The sequence below is a fragment of the Chryseobacterium defluvii genome, from assembly GCF_003634775.1.
Classification (GTDB): Bacteria; Bacteroidota; Bacteroidia; order Flavobacteriales; family Weeksellaceae; genus Chryseobacterium; species Chryseobacterium defluvii.
Map to the genome: position 1 here is coordinate 274,918 of NZ_RBXB01000002.1, position 21,025 is coordinate 295,942.

The 21,025-nt window shown below is 37.3% G+C and carries 17 protein-coding genes; 14 read left to right on the forward strand and 3 right to left on the reverse strand.

Annotated elements, in window-relative coordinates; all coding sequences use genetic code 11:
• Positions 1–45 precede the first annotated feature (45 nt).
• From BCF58_RS08095 to BCF58_RS08105, 3 genes are all read right to left on the reverse strand, one after another.
• Positions 46–1,248 carry a VWA domain-containing protein gene (locus BCF58_RS08095; RefSeq protein WP_121461303.1) on the reverse strand — a complete coding sequence of 401 codons (1,203 nt, stop codon included), beginning with the start codon at positions 1,246–1,248 and terminating at the stop codon, positions 46–48.
• Between the two features lie 11 nt (positions 1,249–1,259).
• Entirely contained in the window at positions 1,260–1,931 is a 672-nt protein-coding gene (locus BCF58_RS08100; protein ID WP_121462000.1) for an SIMPL domain-containing protein, read from the reverse strand.
• A gap of 147 nt (positions 1,932–2,078) precedes the next feature.
• On the reverse strand, positions 2,079–3,842 hold the full coding sequence (locus tag BCF58_RS08105; RefSeq protein WP_121461304.1) for an amidohydrolase family protein: 1,764 nt from the start codon (positions 3,840–3,842) through the stop codon (positions 2,079–2,081).
• Positions 3,843–4,041: 199 nt separating this feature from the next.
• Here BCF58_RS08105 and BCF58_RS08110 point away from each other — a divergent pair, with 199 nt between their 5' ends.
• The 14 genes from BCF58_RS08110 (at position 4,042) to BCF58_RS08175 (ending at position 21,025) form a co-directional block, all read left to right on the forward strand.
• Positions 4,042–5,823 carry a tetratricopeptide repeat-containing sensor histidine kinase gene (locus tag BCF58_RS08110; protein WP_228434759.1) on the forward strand — a complete coding sequence of 594 codons (1,782 nt, stop codon included), beginning with the start codon at positions 4,042–4,044 and terminating at the stop codon, positions 5,821–5,823.
• 48 nt (positions 5,824–5,871) lie between these two features.
• Positions 5,872–6,606, forward strand: coding sequence for a LytR/AlgR family response regulator transcription factor (locus BCF58_RS08115; protein WP_121461305.1), 735 nt, complete (start codon positions 5,872–5,874; stop codon positions 6,604–6,606).
• Positions 6,607–6,665: 59 nt separating this feature from the next.
• On the forward strand, positions 6,666–7,208 hold the full coding sequence (locus BCF58_RS08120) for a lipocalin family protein (RefSeq protein ID WP_121461306.1): 543 nt from the start codon (positions 6,666–6,668) through the stop codon (positions 7,206–7,208).
• An 86-nt stretch (positions 7,209–7,294) separates the two neighbouring features.
• Positions 7,295–8,557, forward strand: coding sequence for a CinA family nicotinamide mononucleotide deamidase-related protein (locus BCF58_RS08125; protein ID WP_121461307.1), 1,263 nt, complete (start codon positions 7,295–7,297; stop codon positions 8,555–8,557).
• Between the two features lie 82 nt (positions 8,558–8,639).
• Positions 8,640–10,697 carry a M13 family metallopeptidase gene (locus BCF58_RS08130; protein WP_121461308.1) on the forward strand — a complete coding sequence of 686 codons (2,058 nt, stop codon included), beginning with the start codon at positions 8,640–8,642 and terminating at the stop codon, positions 10,695–10,697.
• Positions 10,698–10,905: 208 nt separating this feature from the next.
• On the forward strand, positions 10,906–13,005 hold the full coding sequence (locus BCF58_RS08135) for a M13 family metallopeptidase (protein WP_121461309.1): 2,100 nt from the start codon (positions 10,906–10,908) through the stop codon (positions 13,003–13,005).
• 270 nt (positions 13,006–13,275) lie between these two features.
• Positions 13,276–13,722, forward strand: a complete 447-nt coding sequence (locus BCF58_RS08140; protein WP_166668350.1) for a type VI secretion system contractile sheath small subunit — start codon at positions 13,276–13,278, stop codon at positions 13,720–13,722.
• 15 nt (positions 13,723–13,737) lie between these two features.
• A complete protein-coding gene (locus BCF58_RS08145; RefSeq protein ID WP_121461311.1) occupies positions 13,738–15,099 on the forward strand; it encodes a DUF5458 family protein in 1,362 nt (453 codons plus the stop codon).
• A gap of 77 nt (positions 15,100–15,176) precedes the next feature.
• On the forward strand, positions 15,177–15,641 hold the full coding sequence (locus BCF58_RS08150) for a hypothetical protein (RefSeq protein ID WP_228434760.1): 465 nt from the start codon (positions 15,177–15,179) through the stop codon (positions 15,639–15,641).
• A 26-nt stretch (positions 15,642–15,667) separates the two neighbouring features.
• Positions 15,668–16,711, forward strand: coding sequence for an A/G-specific adenine glycosylase (gene mutY / locus BCF58_RS08155; RefSeq protein ID WP_121461313.1), 1,044 nt, complete (start codon positions 15,668–15,670; stop codon positions 16,709–16,711).
• Positions 16,712–16,983: 272 nt separating this feature from the next.
• The gene (gene gldD / locus BCF58_RS08160; RefSeq protein WP_121461314.1) at positions 16,984–17,541 is read left to right on the forward strand and encodes a gliding motility lipoprotein GldD; all 558 of its coding nucleotides are present in this window, start codon (positions 16,984–16,986) and stop codon (positions 17,539–17,541) included.
• 28 nt (positions 17,542–17,569) lie between these two features.
• Positions 17,570–18,493 (forward strand): PfkB family carbohydrate kinase, encoded by a 924-nt coding sequence (locus BCF58_RS08165; protein ID WP_121462002.1) that lies wholly within the window; start codon positions 17,570–17,572, stop codon positions 18,491–18,493.
• An 86-nt stretch (positions 18,494–18,579) separates the two neighbouring features.
• On the forward strand, positions 18,580–19,944 hold the full coding sequence (locus BCF58_RS08170) for a peptidylprolyl isomerase (protein ID WP_121461315.1): 1,365 nt from the start codon (positions 18,580–18,582) through the stop codon (positions 19,942–19,944).
• Between the two features lie 91 nt (positions 19,945–20,035).
• Complete coding sequence (locus tag BCF58_RS08175) at positions 20,036–21,025, forward strand: NAD(P)H-dependent flavin oxidoreductase (RefSeq protein WP_228434761.1); 990 nt, start codon at positions 20,036–20,038, stop codon at positions 21,023–21,025.

Here is a 21,025-nt window from a genome sequence, read left to right on the forward strand (position 1 = left end):
TTTGTGTATTGGCGGCCGGCTCATTTGAGCCGGCCGCCTAAGGTATTATAAACTATATCCGTTTTCCCTGGCCAGTTCTACAATAGATCTTTCAATGGCTTTTCCAAGATCGTCTGTGTCTGCATTGCCTCTTTTTTTCATTTCGGCATCAATGTAGGCCTGTCTTTTTTTTGATAATTCCTCAATTTCTTTCTGAATTTTTTCACGCTCGGCAGATTTGGCGGCTACGGCTTTTTTTACCTCTTCTTTGCTTTTGCCCTTGAATTCTTCAGGGAGCTCTTCTTCTTTAACGGAACTAATGAAGTTGACATCCTTTTCTGCCCTGTCAACCAAATCCCAGTTATCATTTTTATAAGCATTTTTCTTCGCTTTGGCTACGGTTCTTTCTGCCGCATTGGAGGCAGACTGCATTACCGCATTTTTATCCTGTACCAATTGCATTTTTTTATATTCATAGCCCCTGTCTCCGTAATATATATAGGTATCGTTCAATTTTGTATTGCATTCGGAAATTCTGATGTCATAAGGGGTTTCAATATAAATTACCTTTTTATTGCTATCGATATTAAAATATTTTCCGTCACCCAGCACTGCTCCGTTTTGCCATGAAGTCCGGATCCCTTCGTTTCTGTCTCCACAGAAGATGGTATTGGTATAGATTCTTTTAGCCTTTGCTGACGAAACAGATTCTTTATAGTTGATTCTTCCCTGGTCGAATGGCTCATTGCCTGCAATATAAATCAGTTTCATGCTTTTATCATTGCTGTCCCAGTTCAGATTCATGGAAGCATCACGGATAACGGCACCACAGAACTCGCTTCCACCGTTGGTTCTTAAAGCAAACAGTTTTTCGGAAACTACATCAAGATTTTGTGTTAACGGAGTTACCTGCCGGATGTAATTTTCATCACTTATTCCGTCATTACCATATTCATATAAGGCAATTTCAATCTGTGGAGCCTGTCCGTTATACTTTAAGGTGGTTAAAGTATTCACAATATTCCAGAGCCTAGATTTAGCCTGATCAATAAGCCCGTCCATACTGTTGGATGTATCCAGTAAAAGTGCCACCTGGATTTTATTCTCCTTGCCGGTAAGAGATGGGGAGGTTGAAGAAGCATCATTCTGTGCAAATGTTCTTTCAATTTGAATGTTCGGATTTCTTTTGATACAGCCGACAGTTGAAGGGTTTTGGGCATTTAAAAATACCGCTCCCGCTGCTAAAGTTAAAAATTTTAAAGTTGACATGATGTTATTATTTAAAGGATTTCATATTTTGTTTTGATGCTGTATTTCAGCTTGATGTTTTCAATATGGTCGAAAGAATAATCTTGTACTGCTTCAGACTGTATTTGAACATTACTTACCATTTTTTGAGCATAAGCAGGTAAAACTGCATCACTTGTATAATCTTCGATCTCAATAATTTCCAAAGGATTTCCTGTTTTCCTGCCAATGCTTTCCAACAGGTAGTCTGCTTTTGCTTTAGCTGCCTTTAAAGCATTTATTTTTACCGCTTTCTTAAAGTCAGCTATTTTGGTATTTTTAATTTCAGCAATGTTCATATTGCTTACCCATTTTTGGTTCAGGTCCTCAAACAATTTGCTTATCTCTGTTTTGGTACTGACTTTAAACTGGTAGCTTTTCGTAAAAGTTTTAGTTTTTGAATAAATATTCTGGTACATAGATTTGAAATCTATATCTTCATTTTTCACATTATGGGTTTTTAGGATCTCGAATAACTTCTTTTCGCTTTCAGTCAGATCATTTTTATTATCCGCTTTTATGCCGATATTGAAGATGATTTCATCAGGTTCCACCTCCATTTCGGCAATTCCGGTAACTTCAATTGCATTTTTCTTTACTTCCTGTGCATGGACTAAACTTCCTAGCGTAAAGAATCCGATCAATAAAAAATGTCTCAATTTCATAATTTTGGGTTTTAAATTCTGAAGTAAAGGTAGCTGTATTAAGAACCTGAAACCGGGAGACTTGGTGAAACTGCTTTTTGACTTGGTGGACATAAAAAAAGACAATCCTGGTAAGGATTGTCTCGTATTCTGATTTATAAAGTCTTATTATCGTATGAAATAAACTTTGGAAATCTTATTATTTTTGATTTCATAGATAGCGGTTGCTTCCACTTTCTTGATCGGGTTCATCCCGGAAACACTTTCTTTATCAATAACGAAATTACCATTGATGATCCTTTCCTTAAGCTCACAATGAAGATCTGGAAGCCTCTTGAACATATCACTATAGTCTTTTCTCATGGCTTCCTTGCCTTTGCTCAATAATTTATTAGGAAAAAAGTAAAGCTCTACATCATCTGCATAAGGTTCCAGGAAAGCTTCAATATTTCTTGCATTATAAGCATTAAGCTGCTTTTGCACTAAAATTTCCGGGGTTACTTTCACTATTTTTCCGGTTTCTAATGCCTGCCCGTTTTTAAATACCAGATTTATCTTTGTGAGATTTTCTAAATTTTCAATAGGATCAGAGTCCAACAGGACTAGATCAGCAGTTTTGCCCAAAGAAACGCTTCCGGAGCTGTTTTCTTTATTGAATATTTTAGCGGGATTTATAGTAGCGGATTGTAAAATTTGCCAGTTACTCATTCCTGCTGCTTTCATAGCTCTGAGTTCAGCAATGAAGGATGCCGCATGCTGAGTCCCGATATTTCCAGCATCTGTACCTGCAGCTATCGTTACGCCACCGTCAGCCAGTTTTTTTAAATTAGCTATCCTGATGGAATCTACTTTTTCCATATAAGTATTTATTTGTGGCAGATTAAACCTGGTCTTTAATTTTTTAATCATTAACGAATCTGCAGTATCAGACAGATGCTTCAGATCGTATATGGATCCTATTGCTGTAGGATTAGAATTTTCCAATTCATAAGTGGTGTAGGCATTTTTCTGAGCATACGTTTTGTAATAGTTATCCGCTACGATAAGCGTAGGACATAAAACCACCTTTTTTGATTTCAATAATTTTACAAAGTCGTCAGAAACCACTTCATCTTCAATATTGTGTACTAAAAAATTAGCCCCGTGCTGAACTGCAATTTGTGCCGTGATCCGTTCAGTAGCATGTACAGCTACCTTTAAATTATTTTTATGGGCTTCTTCAATGATTGCTTTTATAATGGGCTCATGCTTTCTTGCGGCAGCCTCCGCTTCTTTACCTTCACCCATGACGATATACCATATTTTGATAAAATCAGGCTTGTAAGGAAGCTGATCCTGTACCAGTTTCTTTGCATCCTCTATAGAAGTGACAAGGCTGAAGGGCTCATTTTTATCCAGCTTTTTAAAAGCTTCGGGCTCATAGGTAGTTAAGAGTGGCCCCGTCATATATACAGTAGGCAGATTAGCCTTCTGTGAAAATGAATTTCTGAGGGTTAGAAAATTATAGGTAGCTCCCACGTCAATTACGGATGTGATCCCGGATTTAAGATAGCGCTGCATAAAATCTTCCATATGATCATGAACCCAATCGATTTCCTTTTCGTAGGGAGTATGTTTCCTCAGGTCTAATGCATCAGGTCTTGCGTACAAACCTCCGCTTTGAAAGAAATGCACATGTGCGTCAGTCATTCCCGGGATTAAAAATTTTCCTTTACCATGAATAATATGGGCATTCTGGAAAGGCTTTACTTTTCCGGCGGGCCTAATCTCAGAGATAATATCTTTATTAATAATAACGGTTTGATTAGGGATAAGTTTCTTATTGATAACATCTACAATGGTAACATCCTCAATATAAGTCTGAGCCTGTAAGGTATGGATGAAGCTGCTCAGAAAGCATGCAATAATAAATAGATAACAATTTTTTTTCATGGTTCAATTAAGTTTTCTTTTTATTTGAACAAAAATAACGAAACAGTTCCGATGAAATGTTATAAAATTTCAAGGATATGATTTTTTGATATTGAAAAGTTTTGCAAAGGTAAACTTGGTGAAAAGGAGTTCTGACTTGGTGAAGAATGAGGAAGTATAAATAAAGATTTAGTTACTTTGCATTATAGATTGGGAAATAGTGAAATTACTCTTCAAAATCATATTAGTTTTCATATTTGCGGCTGGAAATCTTTCCTCTGCCCAGGACTCTATGCGGGTTTCAAAGGCCCTTAAATCTGCATCGAAACTGAAAAAGGCAGTTGATAATAATGACGAAAAGGGTGTTGCAGATATTTATGTAGGGATAGCTAACGATTACTATAACAAGGGTAATTATCTTAAAAGCGAAGAATATTTGCTGAAGGCAAGAAATATTTATCAGAGCCTGAATGACAAAAAAAATCTTGAAACGGTCACCAGAAAACTGGCACAATCCCAGGAAAAGCAAAATAAATTTACCCCGGCGCTTACCAACTACAGTAAAGCTGCGGAAATAAGTTCCTCCAAAGAAAACAGGGCTGTCAATTATAATGATGCTGCAAGATTATCCACTTCTTCACCTGAATTGAAGGCCGAAGTGATTCAGAGTAATATAAATATCAGCAGGAAGGAAAATGAAAAAGGTGATTTAGCGGCAGGTTACAGCCAAATGGCAGACCTGAATATCCAGCAGAAAAATATTCCCAAAGCGGAAGAAAACCTGAACAACGCCTATGAAATATCTAAAGAGCAGGCAGCTCCGCAACAGGCATTGGAAATCAATCAGAAACTCACAGATTTTTACGTAGACAACAAAAACTTTGATAAAGCGATTGAGGCTAAAAAGAAAGTGCTGAAAGAAGATTTCGTAAAAGAGAACACAGAGGAAAAAGTAAATCAGATTCAGGAACTGGCGGATATCTATATCAAAAAGAATGACCCGCAGGAAGCTATTAATTTATTGAAAAATGCTTATGCCATTGCCCTTGAAAAAGGACATACACTGGAAGCTCAGAAAAGCGTTCAGAAACTGGACAGTTTATATAATGTATCTGAAAATACAGATGCTTCCGTGCAACTTTACAGGGATTTTTTAGGAAAGCTTCCCGATTTGGTTTCCAAAGACAGAAGCCTGGTAGATAACAAAATATTAGAAGATACCGAAGAACGGATTTCACAGCTGGAGAAAGAAAAAAAGCTTAAAGATGAGCTTATTCGTAAGAAAAATATATTCAATTATGGTTTAATAGGGGCTTTGATCCTTTTATCAGGATTAGTAGGTCTCATTTTCTGGACACTGAGAAAAGTTCAGGTTAAGAATAAAAAAATTGCCTTGCAGTCGCTTCGCCGTGAGATGAATCCTCATTTTATTTTTAATAGCCTGAATAGTGTTAATCAATTCATTGCAACCAATAATGAACTGGAAGCCAACCGATATCTGACGAGGTTTTCAAAGCTGATGCGTGGAGTGATGGAAAACTCTACGGAAGACTTCATTCCGTTTCAGCAGGAGCTGGATTTATTACAAAACTACCTGGCGTTAGAGAAAACACGTTTTGCGGATAAATTTGATTATGAGATCCATGTGGATGAAAACCTGAATTTACAAAGCCTGCAAATCCCCGGAATGCTTGTTCAGCCGTTTCTGGAAAACGCAATCTGGCACGGGCTGCGCTATAGAAGCGGGAAAGGGCTTCTAAATCTGAGCTTTGAAAAACTTAATGATCATTTGAAAATCACCATTGAAGATAACGGAATAGGAATAGAAGAAAGTAAAAAGCAAAAAACAGAACACCAAAAAATAAGAGAAGGCCGGGGAATGAAGAACACACTGGAGAGAATTGCTTTATTGAATGATTTATACAGCCGCCATATTCAGTGTGATATAACAGATAAGAAAAATGAACAGGGAGTTTTAGTGGTTATAAGTTATGAGTTATAAGTTATGAGTTTCTGATGGATCATCTCTTTCTAAACCTAAATTCAAAAAATGAAAATAAAAGCCATACTCGTAGATGACGAAGCCATTGCAAGAGATGTTTTAAAAAATTATCTCACCAAATATTGTCCGCAGGTTGAAATTGTAGGAGAAGCGGAAAATATAAAAGAAGCGGTTCCCTTAATTGCCGGAAAGCAACCGCAATTGGTTTTTCTGGATGTGGAAATGCCTTTCGGGAATGCTTTTGATGTATTGGAAGCCACCAAAGAATTTTCTTACGAAACCATTTTTATTACCGCATTTTCACAATATTCTTTGCAGGCACTTAACAAATCTGCAAGCTATTATATTTTAAAACCGATTGATATTCAGGAATTGATTGTTGCGGTGAATAAGGTGATTGAAAGTATTGAAAAGAAAGAAGAGCTCAACAGAAATAAAATTTTGCTGGAGAATTTAAAGCTAAAACCTGAAAAGCAGCAACTCATTTTACCTACTTTACAAGGCTTTGATGTGGTGAAAACGGAAGACATTGTACGGCTTCAGGCAGACGGAAACTTCACGCAGGTCTATCTTACGGACCATTCGAAAAAAATGGTATGCAGGTTTTTAAAACATTTCGATGATCTGTTGGAAAATCCTTTTGTAAGAGTACACCGTTCCCATATCATCAATACCAATTTTGTTAAATCTTACCATAAAAGTGGAACAGTAACACTATCCGACAATACGGAGATTGAAGTTTCCGGAAGTTTTAAAGATAATTTTCTGAAAGTTTTCTCATAGATGAATAAGGCGTAGGCATTATTTTTGAAGTTTTCATACAACCACAAAACGTTAGTATTATGAAAAATTTTCAGAAAATAATAGTCCCTGTTTCGCTGGGTATTTTAGGAGTGATTTTATTTAATTCCTGTTCAGTGGGAATTCCGGAAGGGGCAAGAGCCGTTAAAAATTTTAATGCCCAGAAATATCTGGGAAAATGGTATGAAGTGGCACGTTTCGATTATAAATTTGAACGGAATATGGATAATGTTACGGCTACCTATACTCAAAATTCTGACGGAAGCATTCGGGTAGAAAACAGAGGGTATAATGTGGTAAAAAAAGAATGGAAAGAAGCGATAGGAGAAGCCAGATTCGTAAAAGACAAAACGGAAGCCCGTCTTAAAGTCTCATTCTTTAAGCCCATCTGGTCCGGCTATAATGTTATAGACATCGATGAAAATTATCAATATGCCTTAGTGGCCGGGAACAGTGTAAAATACCTTTGGATACTTTCCAGGACTACAGAAATTCCTGAGAGTATCCGACAAAGATTTCTTGAAAAAGCTAAAAAGATCGGTTATAATACAAATGAATTGATTTGGGTAAGGCACAATCAGTAATTTTTTAAGTACGATTTTAAGTTAAATATATTGTCAGCCACATATATTTTCCCGTCATTTGTATAAGAATTTTCGAGAATATACATATGGAAAAAGCTGTTCTGATTACCATTGGTGATGAGATTCTTTCAGGAAATACCGTAGACACCAATTCTAATTTTATTGCTACTGAACTTAAAAACATAGGAATACAGGTTGTACAGATCTTCACCATTTCAGATGAGATTGAAACCATCAAAAAAACTTTACATGCTGCACTGGAATCGGGCGACCTTGTGATTACAACAGGTGGATTGGGACCCACCAGAGATGACAAAACAAAAAAGGCCCTGGCTGAATTTTTCAATGACGAGATTGCTCTGGATGAGGTTACTTTTGAACATCTTAGAAAGTATATGGAAAAAAGAGGAAGGCTTGAGATTCTTGAAAGAAACAGAGAACAGGCTTTTGTCCCTACAAAATCTTTAGTTTTCCAAAATTATTACGGAACCGCTCCCTGTATGATGATGGAGCAGAATGGAAAGCTGTGCTTCAGTCTTCCGGGAGTTCCTTATGAAGTAAAGCCATTGATTAAAGATCAGATCATTCCTTACTTAAAAAATAAATTCAATCTCAACTATATCACTACAAGAATTGTTTCCGTTGTAGGAATTCCCGAAAGTATTTTAGCGGATACCATTGAAAACTGGGAACTGGCCCTTCCGGATAACATGGCATTGTCTTACCTTCCGGTAGGAACCAGGGTGAAACTGAGATTAATTGCGAAAGGAGATAATGAAGAGCTGTTACAGCAACAATTGGAAGACCGGGTTCAAATGCTGCTCCCTTTAGTGGAAGGTCATACCATTGCCACATCCGAAGATAAAATTGAAAAGATTTTAGGTGAATTGTTGAGTGAGAAAAAGCTCACTATTTCAACAGCGGAAAGCTGTACGGGAGGAGAACTGGCCAAAATGATCACTTCCAATTCAGGATGCTCAAAATATTTTCTGGGGGGAATCATTGCTTATGCTTCGGAAAAGAAAACCGAAATTTTAAAAGTTTCACAAGATACAATTGATCAGTATACGGTAGTGAGCGAACAGGTTGCCCGGGAAATGGCAAAAGGTTGTCAGGAATTATTTGATACAGATATTTCTCTTTCCACAACCGGAGTGGCCGGGCCGGGAAAAGGTGAGGACGGGAAAGAAGTAGGAACTGTTTTCTATACCATCAGAATCAATGAAAAAGAACAAACCTCAAAACTCTATATGCCTCATTTGGAAAGGCTCGATTTTATGAATTTTGTTTCACAGAAAATCCTTCAGGATCTGATCGGGATGCTGATACAAACTGAAGATAATCAGTAATGTACATAAGCGGCTGGAAAATAAAATACTTTCAGTAACAAATTGAAGAAAAGACATACATATTGTATAAATTGTAATTAGAATGAAAAAATTAACGCTTTCTCTGTTCTTATTAACAGGGATTTGTTCACAGAATGTATTGCAGGCTCAGGCTAATGCAAACAAAACTGCTGTGAGTGCTACAGATAAAGGATTAGACCTTAGTCTGATGGATAAATCTGTACGTCCTCAGGATGATTTTTATAACTATGTGAACGGAACATGGATGAAAACTGCTAAAATTCCGTCTGATAAGCCAACCTGGGGAAGTTTCAACAAGCTTGCTGATGATACGGATAATAATTCCATGACGATCCTGAACTCTCTTTTGAAAGATAAATTTGCTGATGGAACAGAGGGGAAAAAGATTCAGGACCTGTATGCTACCTATATGAATATGCAGAAGAGAAATGCAGACGGAATCAAGCCTATTCAGGCAAATATCAACAAAATTGATGCTATCAAAAATGTTGCGGATCTTCAGAATTATCTTACTTCAGCAACGAAAGAAGGCGAAAATACTTTCTACGGATGGGGAGTGGATGCAGATCTGAAAGATTCTAAAATGAATGCTGTTTACTTAGGTAATGCTGCTCTTGGTTTAGGAAGAGATTATTATCAGAAAGTCAATGAAAAAAATACAGAGGCTATTGCAGAATACACAAAATATGTAGCTTCCATGTTGAAAGAACTGGGTTACAAAAATGCTGATGCAGCTGCAAAAGGAATTGTTGATTATGAGAAAAGTATTGCACAGACTTATTTGACGAACGAGCAAAGCCGCGACAATACACTTCAGTATAATCCAAAAACAATGTCGGAACTTTCCGGATTGGTGAAAAATGTAGACCTTCCTGCTTACCTTAAAAAAGTGGGGGTGAATACGGATAAAGTAATTATCGGGGAAATCGGGTATTACAAAAACCTGGATAAATTCATCAATGCCCAGAATCTTCCTGTGATCAAGGATTATCTGAAATTCCATATGCTTCACGGAAGTGCTTCTTATTTAAGCGAAAAACTGGGCGACATGAAGTTTGCTTTCTACGGCAAATATTTAAGAGGTCAGCAAGAACAAAGAGCTCTTAACAAAAGAGGGTATGAACTGATCAACGGAACCTTGGGCGAAGCCTTCGGAAAATTATATGTTGAAAAATATTTCCCTGCTGAAGCAAAAGCTCAAATGGTTGAGTTAATTGATTACCTGAAGAAAAGTTTCGCGGTTCACATCAATGGTTTGACATGGATGTCTGCTACAACAAAGGAAAAAGCAATGCAGAAATTGAACAAATTCACTGTAAAAGTTGCTTATCCTGATAAATGGAAAGATTATTCTAAACTAAATATTGTTTCTGAAGCTAAAGGTGGAAACTTATATTCAAACCTTCAGAACATCACTGAATGGCAGTATAACAAAGATTTGGCGAAAATCGGAAAAGCTGTTGACAAATCAGAATGGGGAATGACTCCGCAGACGGTAAATGCTTATTACAACCCGGTAAACAACGAGATCGTTTTCCCTGCTGCGATTCTTCAACCACCTTTCTTTAATCCTCAGGCTGATGCTGCCATTAATTTTGGTGGAATCGGTGCGGTTATCGGTCACGAAATGAGCCACGGATTTGATGATTCAGGAGCACAGTTTGATGCAGACGGAAACCTGGTAGACTGGTGGACTCCGGAAGATAAGGCCAATTTCGAAAAAGCGACAAAAGCTCTTGCTGCTCAATACGATAAGTATGAGCCAGTAAAAGGAACGTTCGTAAACGGGACTTTCACGAACGGTGAGAATATTGCTGACCTGGGAGGTGTAAATATCGCTTATGATGCGCTTCAAATGTATCTGAAAGATAAAGGGAATCCTGGATCCATCAGTGGTTATACACAGGATCAGAGATTCTTCATGAGCTGGGCAACTGTTTGGAGAACATTGTCAAGCGAGAAATACATGATCAACCAGGTGAAAACAGACCCGCACTCCCCTGGATATTTCAGGAGCTTCGGTCCGGTTATTAATGTTGATTCTTTCTATAAAGCATTCGACGTAAAAGAAGGCGATAAGCTGTATAAAAAACCTGCAGACAGGATTAAAATCTGGTAATCATTACCAAAAAATAGAAAACCGCTCAGAAATGAGCGGTTTTTGTTATTAATGATAATTGATAATCGGTCATTGATCTTAAAAATTCACCTGCATATTGATCTTTACATATCCAGTTCGAATCTTATATCATTTATTATTTATCAATGATCATTAGTAAACAATTCGTATATTTGGTAAGTTTGTGTTCAATCAAAAATTATTTTTAATGAAAAAGCTAAATATTGCAATACTTGCCTTTTCAGGGATAGTATTTTTAAACTCCTGCGGTACCGCAAAAACTGCTGATACCAGTACCAAAACCGAGACTGCAGTTGCCGTTGCAGAACCTGTGAAAAAAGAAGAAGTGAAGGAAGAAGGGATCAATTTATCATATATGGATAAAAGTGTACGTCCGCAAGATGATTTTTTTAGCTACGTTAACGGAAACTGGGTGAAAACCACTCAGATTCCTTCCGATAAATCAAGCTGGGGCTCTTTCAATGCATTGAGAGAAAATGTGGATGATGCTTCTCTTGATATTCTCAATAAAATTCTTTCCGAAAAATATCCGGAAGGTTCGGAAGGACAAAAAATTCAGAACCTGTATGCTTCTTTCATGGATACCAACAAAAGAAATGCGGAAGGTTTAGCTCCGATCAAAGGAGATCTGGCAAAAATTGATGCCATCAAAAACCTCAATGACCTTCAGAAATATCTTTTAGAAGGAACGAAGTTTGGAGACAATTCTTTCTATGGATGGGGAGTAAGGGCAGATATGAAGGATTCTAAAATGAACGCCGTATACCTTGGCGGTCCCGATCTTGGTTTAGGAAGAGACTATTACCAGAAAGACAATGAGGCCAATGCTAAAACTTTAGCAGAGTATCAGAATTATGTGGGCAAATTATTCGGGGTTTTAGGATATAAAAACTCAGCTCAGGCAGCTCAGAATGTAGTGGCTTTTGAAAAGCAATTGGCTAAATACCTTTTAACACTTGAACAAAACAGAGATGCCAATTTAAGATATAACCCTAAAAAAGTATCCGAATTATCAGATTTGGTTAAAAATATCGACTTAGCAAAATATTTAACGGGTGCGGGTGTCAACACAGATAAAGTAATTATCGGAGAACTGAAATATTACCAGAATATGGATCAGTTCCTGACTCAGAAAAACCTTCCACTGTTAAAAGATTACTTAAAATACCATGTTATCAACGGAAATGCGAGTAACCTGGATCAGAATTTAGAACAGATCAGATTCGATTTCTATTCAAAATATCTTCAGGGACAGAAAGAACAGCGTCCGATGGATAAAAGAGGGCTGTCTCTTGTCAATGGAGTTCTTGGAGAAGCTTTCGGTAAGCTGTATGTTGAAAAATATTTTACTCCGGAAGCAAAACAACAGATGGAAACTTATATCGACTATCTGTTGAAATCCTTCAAAACCCACATCAATAACCTGGATTGGATGTCTGCAACCACCAAGGTAAAAGCGCAGGAGAAACTATCTAAATTCTCTGTGAAAATCGCTTATCCGGACAAGTGGAAAGATTATTCTCAATTGAAAGTAAGCTCTCCCGAACAAGGGGCAACCTTATATTCCAATCTTCAGAATGTTGCAGCATGGCAATATCAGAGAAGCCTGGAAAAAGTAGGAAAACCGGTGGATAAAACAGAATGGGGAATGACTCCTCAAACGGTAAACGCATATTACAACGGTTCAAACAACGAAATCGTGTTTCCTGCAGCTATTCTACAGCCTCCGTTCTATAATCCTAAAGCTGATGCAGCCGTTAATTTCGGTGGTATCGGTGCCGTTATCGGACACGAGATTTCTCACGGATTCGACGACAGCGGTTCCCGTTTTGATGGAGACGGAAACCTGAATAACTGGTGGACAGATGAAGACCGTAAGAACTTTGATGCAAAAGTAGGACAACTAGCCGCACAGTATAATGCTTATGAACCCGTAAAAGGAAGCTTTGTAAACGGTAAATTTACAAGTGGTGAAAACATCGGAGATTTAGGTGGAGTGGCTGTTGCTTATGATGCCCTTCAGATGTATCTGAAAGACCACGGAAATCCAGGGCCAATCAGTGGGTTTACTCAGGACCAGAGATTCTTTATGAGCTGGGCAACAGTCTGGAGAACAAAATCCACAGACCAGCATATGGTCAATCAGGTAAAAACAGACCCGCATTCACCGGGATATTTCAGGGCATTCGGTCCGCTGGTGAATCAGGATTCATTTATTAAAGCATTTGATATAAAGTCTGGGGATAAAATGTACAAGGCCCCTCAGGACAGAATAAAAATCTGGTAATAGTTTACCAGCAATTGTTAGAAAAGAAAACGCATCATTTTGATGCGTTTTTTTATTTATTTTTCATAGTTTAGTGACATCATTAAATACTATTTTTTAATTGATATATAATGGATTAAATTAAATATTTCAAGAAAAATCTTAACAAAATTTTGTATGTTACAGTTTTTTTTTAAATTTAAACATTGGATTGGTGACTTGTTCGATTCCGCAACAGGTTATTTTAAAAGCAATCCTCACCAAAATCAAAAATCTCAAAATAATAATAATATGGCAATGTTCAATTATGGTGTTGGCGGAAACGAAGTTAAAGTAGACGCTAATGAAGCTATTCAGGAAATACAAGAGAATAAATCACTCATTGTAAGCCAGCTTACAACCGAGGAATCTTATACCCCTGAAATTGTAACAGGATTAAAGACTGTGGATGATGTCTTCAAACATTTTCAGCCTTCTGTAAGCGTACAGCATGAAACAGAAGACGGCGGAGTGGTAGAAGAAGAATTCCGTTTTCAGAATCTTGCGGATTTCACACCCAAAAATCTTACCCAGAATTCAAATTATTTACAGCAGCTCAGCATGGAGCAGGAGCAGTACAACAAAATTGTACGTCAGCTGAAAACAAATAAAATTCTGCGTAATATGTTGGAAAACGAGCAAACGAGAGCAGCGTTTGTGGAAGTATTGAAAGAAGTGGCACAAGAACTTGAAAAATAATTAAAGACTTTAATCATGGACAGTAAACTACAGGCAGCAGAAGGCCAACAACAAGGTCAACAGCAACAGACGGGTAAACCAAAAGGAAATCCGCTGGCCGAACTTAATAAAATAGGAGGTTTCGGCTTTGTTGAATCCGTTGTGGATGGCATTGCCAATATGAATCCGACAAGAAAAGCAAGGAAAGAAATTTTCCTTAATGATACCAATAAAGCAGACGAAAGAAAAGAACTACTCCAAAAAATAAATCTTTGGGTGCAGCTTTTGGAAGAAAATGAATCTGCGGATAAAATGGCGGAAACCTGCAAAAATAAAGCGCAACAGGCTGATCAGAGTTTAAAAAGAAACCTGAAAAACACCCTTGATGCCGTTCGCCAGCTGGAAACCAACTACAGAACCGTAGCGCAGTTCTACAAAAATACGGAATTAGACAAAGTAGACAATGTAAATATTATTAATGCAAGCATTGATCAGGTAACGGATTTGGATAATCCGATTTTCATTGACGCGATTGCTGATGAATTTAAAAACTACTATGATCGTCTGGATCTTAGGGATAATTATTCCATTCTGGCCATTCCGGGATATCTGGGATCCAATAAGGTAATCGAAAAATGGGCGAAAATCTGTAATGAGAACAAAGTGATGATGGTTACGGATTTCGCGAACCTTGATAAACCGGATGATGTGGTAGACCTTTTCCATTCCGCCAACCTTACAGGAGGAGAATTGCACAGAAGTAATGTGATTATGACGTGTAACTGGCTTGTAGGACGTGGCAAAGCTGAAGAAGTGGGTGAAGAGGAAAATGTAGAACTTCCGCCTTCAACATCCTTAGCCGGGAAAATTCATAAAACACTGATGTCTCAGGTGGCTGCAGGTAAGAAACATGGGAACATCAACGAAGTGGATGCCGTAAAATTCGAATTAAAGAAAAGTGAGATTTCCCAATTAGAAAAAATGGGATTGGTGCCGATGGTGAATGAATATGGCAAAATTATGGCTTTCTCTGCAAAAACATTATTTACAGGAGATAATATCGGACTTCAGACATATTCAGTAGTTCGTGTATTTGATTATGTAACTAAAGTTTTATTGGATTTCTTAAACAGAAGGGCTTTCGAAAACTGGAATGCAAGAAATGAAGACGATTTGAGAAGACAGATCGTAACATTCTTAGATGGCATTAAAGGACCGGATAAACTGATCGAGAAATTCAAGATCGTTCGTTTTGAACAGGATAAAGTGAACAAAGACAGAGTATGGCTGGATATCCGTTTAACCCCGTATTTCCCTACCAAAAGCTTCGTTATTAAATTAGACGGGCACAAAGGAGATGATGGTAACGAATGGGATGCAGAATACGCTCAGGAATAAATTGACCTAAATTTTTATATAAAAAACCGATGCATTTTTACATCGGTTTTTTTCTACCGGATACTATGAAAATTATTATGGAAAGAAGTAAATTCATATATGCTTTACCTTTATTTATTGTGGCTTTTCTGATAAGCTGTGAAGATAAAAAACTTCAAAGCCCTGAACATAAGATAGACCTTTTTGCAGATGAACGGCATGAAGGTAAGGCGTATGTAATGAGTGAAGAAGAATGTTACGATCAAAGTCAAATGGTCATTACCAGTGCGGATGTAAAGCTGGTAGACAGTTCTTCCGGCCGCGGTAAGGCTGTTTTTATCTATAAAATCAACTCAGGGGATTTGGTAAAAACAACACGGGATTCTGCTGTTCATTATCCATTGCAATTTCTTTCCAATTCCAGGTTAAAGCTCGGAAAAGATTCCATGTACATATACCTTCAAAAGCTTAATGGGTATCGTTTTATCGCCAAAGAAAAAAATCTTAAATATCAATGGTTGAAAGGAGCTTCGGTATATTCTGTAGGTAAAGAAAACAAATAAGTTTATCTTTGCAGGGATTTAATGAGATGACTTTTTTGGACAAAAATAACAAAGCTTCGGACTTTTTACACCTGGGCAACAAACTTCTGAGCTGGTATAAGAAAAATGCCCGGGATTTACCTTTCAGGCAAACAAAAGATCCGTATAAAATCTGGATCTGTGAAATCGTTTTTCAGCAGACAAGAATCAATCAGGGGTTGAACCATTATAATAATTTTATTCAAAGGTTTCCCGATGTGCAGACCTTGGCAGAAGCTGAAGAAAATGAAGTTTTACTGTATTGGAAAGGTTTGGGATATTATTCGAGAGCCATTAATATACACAAAGCGGCCCAGCAAGTCATAAATGACTATGGTGGTGTTTTTCCGTCCCGATATGAAGAAATCCTGAAATTAAAAGGAGTAGGCAAATATACTGCGGCAGCCATTACAAGTATTTGTTTTGGTGGTAAAATTCCGGCAGTGGACGGAAACTTTTACAGAGTATTAAGCCGGGTTTTTGCAGATGATTTTGATATATCCAACTCCAGAGCGTTTGCCTATTTCTCAGAATTGGCCACATTAATTCTGCCTGGAAATGTAGGTGATTTCAACCAGGCCATGATGGATCTCGGTTCGGAAATCTGTAAGCCGAAAAATCCATTGTGTGGAGAGTGTCCTTTGAATGAAGACTGTTTGGCATTTTCACTCAACAAAATTTCGGAATTCCCTGTGAAAACCAAAAAAGTGAAAAGTGAAAATCTTCATCTGAAATACTATTTTGTCCACAGGAATGGCCAGTTTCTAATTCAGCAGAGAAAAGACGATTTTATCTGGAAAAAATTATTTGAATTTCCTTCAATTATTCCTGAAGAACTGGAATCATTCAATAAAGGAGTGAAAACCGTGAATCATAAGTTGACGCATAAGAACCTTACTATCGAAATTTCTAATATAGAAGTAACTTCAGAACCTGCCTGGAAGCAATTCATCGCTCAAAATCAATATCTCGTTACAGATTTTGAAGGTTCCCATGAAAAATCTTTTCCTAAACCCCTGGAAAATTATATCCAAAACCGAAATCAGAAATAAATTATTAAGGCACAAAAGCTTTTTTCTTGAAACACTTTAGAGCAATTAAGTTTAAAGTTTAATACTTTGAGAATATTAAGAACACATCATATTTAAAACCGGAGGTTTTAAAATACTTACGTGAACTTCTCAATAACTATATTTTAACTTACCATAACTAAAGTGTTTAAAACTTTTGTGTCTTTTGTGGTTAAACTTATTTTAAATATAAACTCACTGAAAGACTGAAATTTGTCTTCCTAAATCTAAAATCTAATTTGTACTTTTGCAAAATGATTAAAAAAGTCATTTTTATTTTCGCTTCATTACTACTGTTGTCTTGTGGAAAAGATCCTATTCCCAAGCCATATGGGGAACTTCGTTTGGAATATCCGGCACCCAAATATCAGAAACTGGATAAGGATTGTGCCTATAATTTTGAGTATTCTGATTTTGCAACCATTACGGATGCCAAAAGACCTTGTTGGTATTACCTGAATTACCCGAAAATGAAAGCGAAAGTTTTCATCACCTATTATCCGATCCAGAATGATTTTGCAGACCATATCAAAGAAGCGGAAAAAATGGTGTATGAACATACCATTAAAGCAAGTGCTATTGATACTAAATCTTTTGAATATCCTGAGAGAAAAGTTTACGGAAACTTTTATGAATTAAAAGGGCAGAGTGCCTCCAACCTTCAGTTTTACGCTACAGACAGCACAAGACATTTTGTGACTGCTTATTTATACTTTAACACAAGACCAAAGCCGGATTCGCTGGCCCCCGCAGTTAATTACATCAAAAAAGACATGATGCACCTGCTGGACACATTTGAATGGAAAAAATAATTACGTACAAAAATACATTGAAAAACATATGAAACTTTTAGTTGTAGGAAGCGTTGCATTCGATGCAATTGAGACCCCTTTTGGCAAAACAGATAAAATTTTAGGAGGTGCAGCCACTTTTATAGGGCTTACTTCATCCGTTTTAGGAGTGAAATCAGGAATCGTTTCCGTAGTAGGAGGTGATTTCCCGCAGGAATATCTGGATTTGCTTACCGATAGAGATGTAAACATCGAGGGTATTGAAATTGTGAAGGATGGCAAAACGTTTTTCTGGTCAGGAAAATATCATAATGATCTGAATACAAGGGATACTTTAGTAACAGAAGTGAACGTTCTGGAAAATTTTGATCCTAAAATTCCTGATTCTATGCAGGATTCTGAGATTTTACTTTTAGGGAACCTGCATCCCGGAGTTCAGTTATCCGTTCTTGAAAAAATGAATCAGCGCCCTAAGCTGGTTATTCTGGACACTATGAATTTCTGGATGAACACTGCTTGGGATGTCTTAATGGATATGATTGCCAAAACAGATGTGATCACCATTAATGATGAAGAAGCAAGACAGCTTTCAGGAGAATATTCCCTGGTAAAAGCAGCTAAGAAGATTCATACCATGGGGCCTGAATTTGTAATCATTAAAAAAGGTGAGCACGGAGCATTGCTTTTCCATGATAACAAAATTTTCGCGATCCCTGCACTTCCGCTTGAAGAGGTATTCGATCCTACCGGAGCTGGCGATACTTTTGCAGGAGGTTTTGCCGCTTATTTAGCTAAAAAAGGAAAATTTGATTTCGAAACTATGAAATCTGCATTAATCGTAGGTTCTGCGATGGCTTCATTCACCGTTGAGAAATTCGGAACCGAAAGGCTTCAGGAAGTTACGGAATCGGATATGTTCAGCAGATTAAGACAATTCAAAGAATTGACGACATTTGATGTCGAACTGCAATAAATAAGTCTTTTTAAGAAATATTTATAATAAAAAATTGAGTGTAATTCGCTAAGAATTCTAAATTTGCAACTTATTTAAATAGTATAATGATAAATAAACTACAAATCACTTTTCTTTTAGGTGTTTTTATGATGTTGTTTTCCGGGCATGCCCAAGCTCAGTTACAGCAGGGGCAGTTGGTAGATGGGATTGCAGCTGTAATCGGGGATGAAATTGTTCTGGAATCTGATGTAAGCGAGCAGATGAATTATGCAAAGCAGCAGGGAGCATCCAATACAGATAAGTGTGAGTTTTTGGAAAATCTGATCAATAATAAGCTTCTTGTTTACGAAGCAAAAAAAGATACTTTGATTGAAAACCAATCTGCACGAATTAAAGAGCAGGCGAATGCTAAGTATAATCAGTTACTTTCTCAGTTTCCGGATGAAAAATCAATGCTTGCAGCCTATAAGTTCAGAACCGGATATGAGATGAAGAATGCCATCGAAAAAATTGATACTGATACTTATTACGGACAGGCTAAATACCAAAGAGTAACAGAAAAAGCAGACGTTACTCCAAATGAGGTTACAGACTTCTACAATATGTATAAGATGCAACTTCCTGAAGTAAAAGATGAGATTTCCCTTGCTCAGATTATGATATATCCTAAACTTACGGAAGCTCATAAAGAAGAACTGATCAATAAGCTGAAGAAAATCAAGCAGGATATTCAGGCAGGAGAAAGTTTTGAAAGTCAGGCAAGAATCTATTCTGAAGATGAAGGATCGGCGGCTAATGGAGGATTATATAAAAACATCAATAAAGGACAGATGGTAAAGCCGTTTGAAGCTGCGGCTTTAAACCTTCAGGAAGGAGAAATTTCCGAACCTGTTGAATCTGAATTCGGATATCACATCATTCAGCTGGTAAGAAAATCGGGTAAAGTATACGATGCGAGGCATATCCTTTTGAAGGCTACTCCTACTGATGATGAGATTAAGACAGCGAAGAAAAAGCTGGACAGTCTCAGAACTTTAATCATTGATGGTAAAATGACCTTCAAAGATGTGGCATTCAGATATTCTGATGATAAAAGAACCAAATTTAATGCAGGTTTAATTCCTGGTGCAGACGGGTCAAGTAAAATTGAAAGAGAATCCGTTCCGGGAACAATCAGCTACGAATTGGCAGGATTAAATAAAGGAGATATCACAACAGCTTTTGAGGATGAAGATAACAGAAGAAAAGCCGTTAAAATTGTGAAAATTGAAGATGTGATTCCTGCTCACCAGATTACGCTGGAAACAGATTACGACAGAATCAAACAAATGGCACTTAATAAAAAGCGAAATGAAATGGTTGAAAAGTTTGTCAACTCCAAGCTTCCGACAACCTTCATATCAATAGACGGCCGTTATGATTCTTGTAACTTTAAAGCCAACTGGAAAAAAGAATCAATTAAGAAATAAAATAGAAACCTTCAGAGAAATCTGGAGGTTTTTTTATCAGTGTTCCCGGATAAAATTTTTCAAAAAACTATGTTTTTAGTATTTTTACAGCATGAGCAATTTTATAGATTTCAACTCGGCTAAAAAGCTTCACGAAATGCAAAACAATCAAAATAGAATCACACAACTATTCAATATACAATATCCGATCATTCAGGCGGGAATGATCTGGCATTCAGGATGGAGACTGGCCTCGGCGGTTTCCAACTGTGGTGGATTAGGCTTAATAGGAGCGGGAAGCATGTACCCCGATATTTTAAGAGAGAATATTCAAAAATGTAAGCAAGCCACAGATAAACCCTTCGGGGTGAATGTACCGATGCTATACCCCAATCTTGATGAGGTTATTCAGATCATTCTGGAAGAAGGTGTGAAAATTGTCTTCACTTCTGCCGGAAATCCCAAAACCTATACGGAAACTTTACAGAAAGAAGGACTGAAAGTGGCTCATGTGGTATCCTCTACAAAATTTGCCATGAAATGTGAAGATGCAGGAGTCGACGCTGTAGTGGCAGAAGGTTTTGAAGCGGGAGGACATAACGGAAGAGATGAAACAACTACTTTTTGCCTGATTCCCAATGTCAGAAAACATATTTCCATACCATTGATCGCGGCAGGTGGAATTGCTTTAGGATCACAAATGAAAGCAGCCATGATATTAGGTGCAGACGGAGTTCAGATAGGTTCCCGTTTTGCCGCAACTGTTGAAGCCAGTGCTCATGAAAACTGGAAAAAGAAAATTACAGAGCTTCAGGAAGGAGATACACATCTTACATTGAAAGAATTGGCACCGGTAAGAATGGTGAAAAATAAGTTCTTTAATGAGCTGGAAGGTATTTATCAGACTGGAAGAAATACGGAAGCTTTGGTGACCGCTTTAGGAAGAGCAAGGGCTAAAAAAGGAATGTTTGAGGGAGATATGGAAGAAGGAGAGCTGGAAATAGGGCAGGTTTCAGCGTTAATTGATGAGATTCTTCCTGTAGAAACCGTTTTCAATAACTTATTGAAGGAATTTGAGGATACAAAAATGCCTGCATTCTAG

Bases quoted from the DNA above. Each gene is read 5' to 3' on its own strand.
- BCF58_RS08095 (WP_121461303.1), bottom strand. From the start codon at position 1,248: ATGTCAACTTTAAAATTTTTAACTTTAGCAGCGGGAGCGGTATTTTTA.
- BCF58_RS08100 (WP_121462000.1), bottom strand. From the start codon at position 1,931: ATGAAATTGAGACATTTTTTATTGATCGGATTCTTTACGCTAGGAAGT.
- BCF58_RS08105 (WP_121461304.1), bottom strand. From the start codon at position 3,842: ATGAAAAAAAATTGTTATCTATTTATTATTGCATGCTTTCTGAGCAGC.
- BCF58_RS08115 (WP_121461305.1), top strand. From the start codon at position 5,872: ATGAAAATAAAAGCCATACTCGTAGATGACGAAGCCATTGCAAGAGAT.
- BCF58_RS08120 (WP_121461306.1), top strand. From the start codon at position 6,666: ATGAAAAATTTTCAGAAAATAATAGTCCCTGTTTCGCTGGGTATTTTA.
- BCF58_RS08125 (WP_121461307.1), top strand. From the start codon at position 7,295: ATGGAAAAAGCTGTTCTGATTACCATTGGTGATGAGATTCTTTCAGGA.
- BCF58_RS08130 (WP_121461308.1), top strand. From the start codon at position 8,640: ATGAAAAAATTAACGCTTTCTCTGTTCTTATTAACAGGGATTTGTTCA.
- BCF58_RS08135 (WP_121461309.1), top strand. From the start codon at position 10,906: ATGAAAAAGCTAAATATTGCAATACTTGCCTTTTCAGGGATAGTATTT.
- BCF58_RS08140 (WP_166668350.1), top strand. From the start codon at position 13,276: ATGGCAATGTTCAATTATGGTGTTGGCGGAAACGAAGTTAAAGTAGAC.
- BCF58_RS08145 (WP_121461311.1), top strand. From the start codon at position 13,738: ATGGACAGTAAACTACAGGCAGCAGAAGGCCAACAACAAGGTCAACAG.
- BCF58_RS08150 (WP_228434760.1), top strand. From the start codon at position 15,177: ATGGAAAGAAGTAAATTCATATATGCTTTACCTTTATTTATTGTGGCT.
- mutY (WP_121461313.1), top strand. From the start codon at position 15,668: ATGACTTTTTTGGACAAAAATAACAAAGCTTCGGACTTTTTACACCTG.
- gldD (WP_121461314.1), top strand. From the start codon at position 16,984: ATGATTAAAAAAGTCATTTTTATTTTCGCTTCATTACTACTGTTGTCT.
- BCF58_RS08165 (WP_121462002.1), top strand. From the start codon at position 17,570: ATGAAACTTTTAGTTGTAGGAAGCGTTGCATTCGATGCAATTGAGACC.
- BCF58_RS08170 (WP_121461315.1), top strand. From the start codon at position 18,580: ATGATAAATAAACTACAAATCACTTTTCTTTTAGGTGTTTTTATGATG.
- BCF58_RS08175 (WP_228434761.1), top strand. From the start codon at position 20,036: ATGAGCAATTTTATAGATTTCAACTCGGCTAAAAAGCTTCACGAAATG.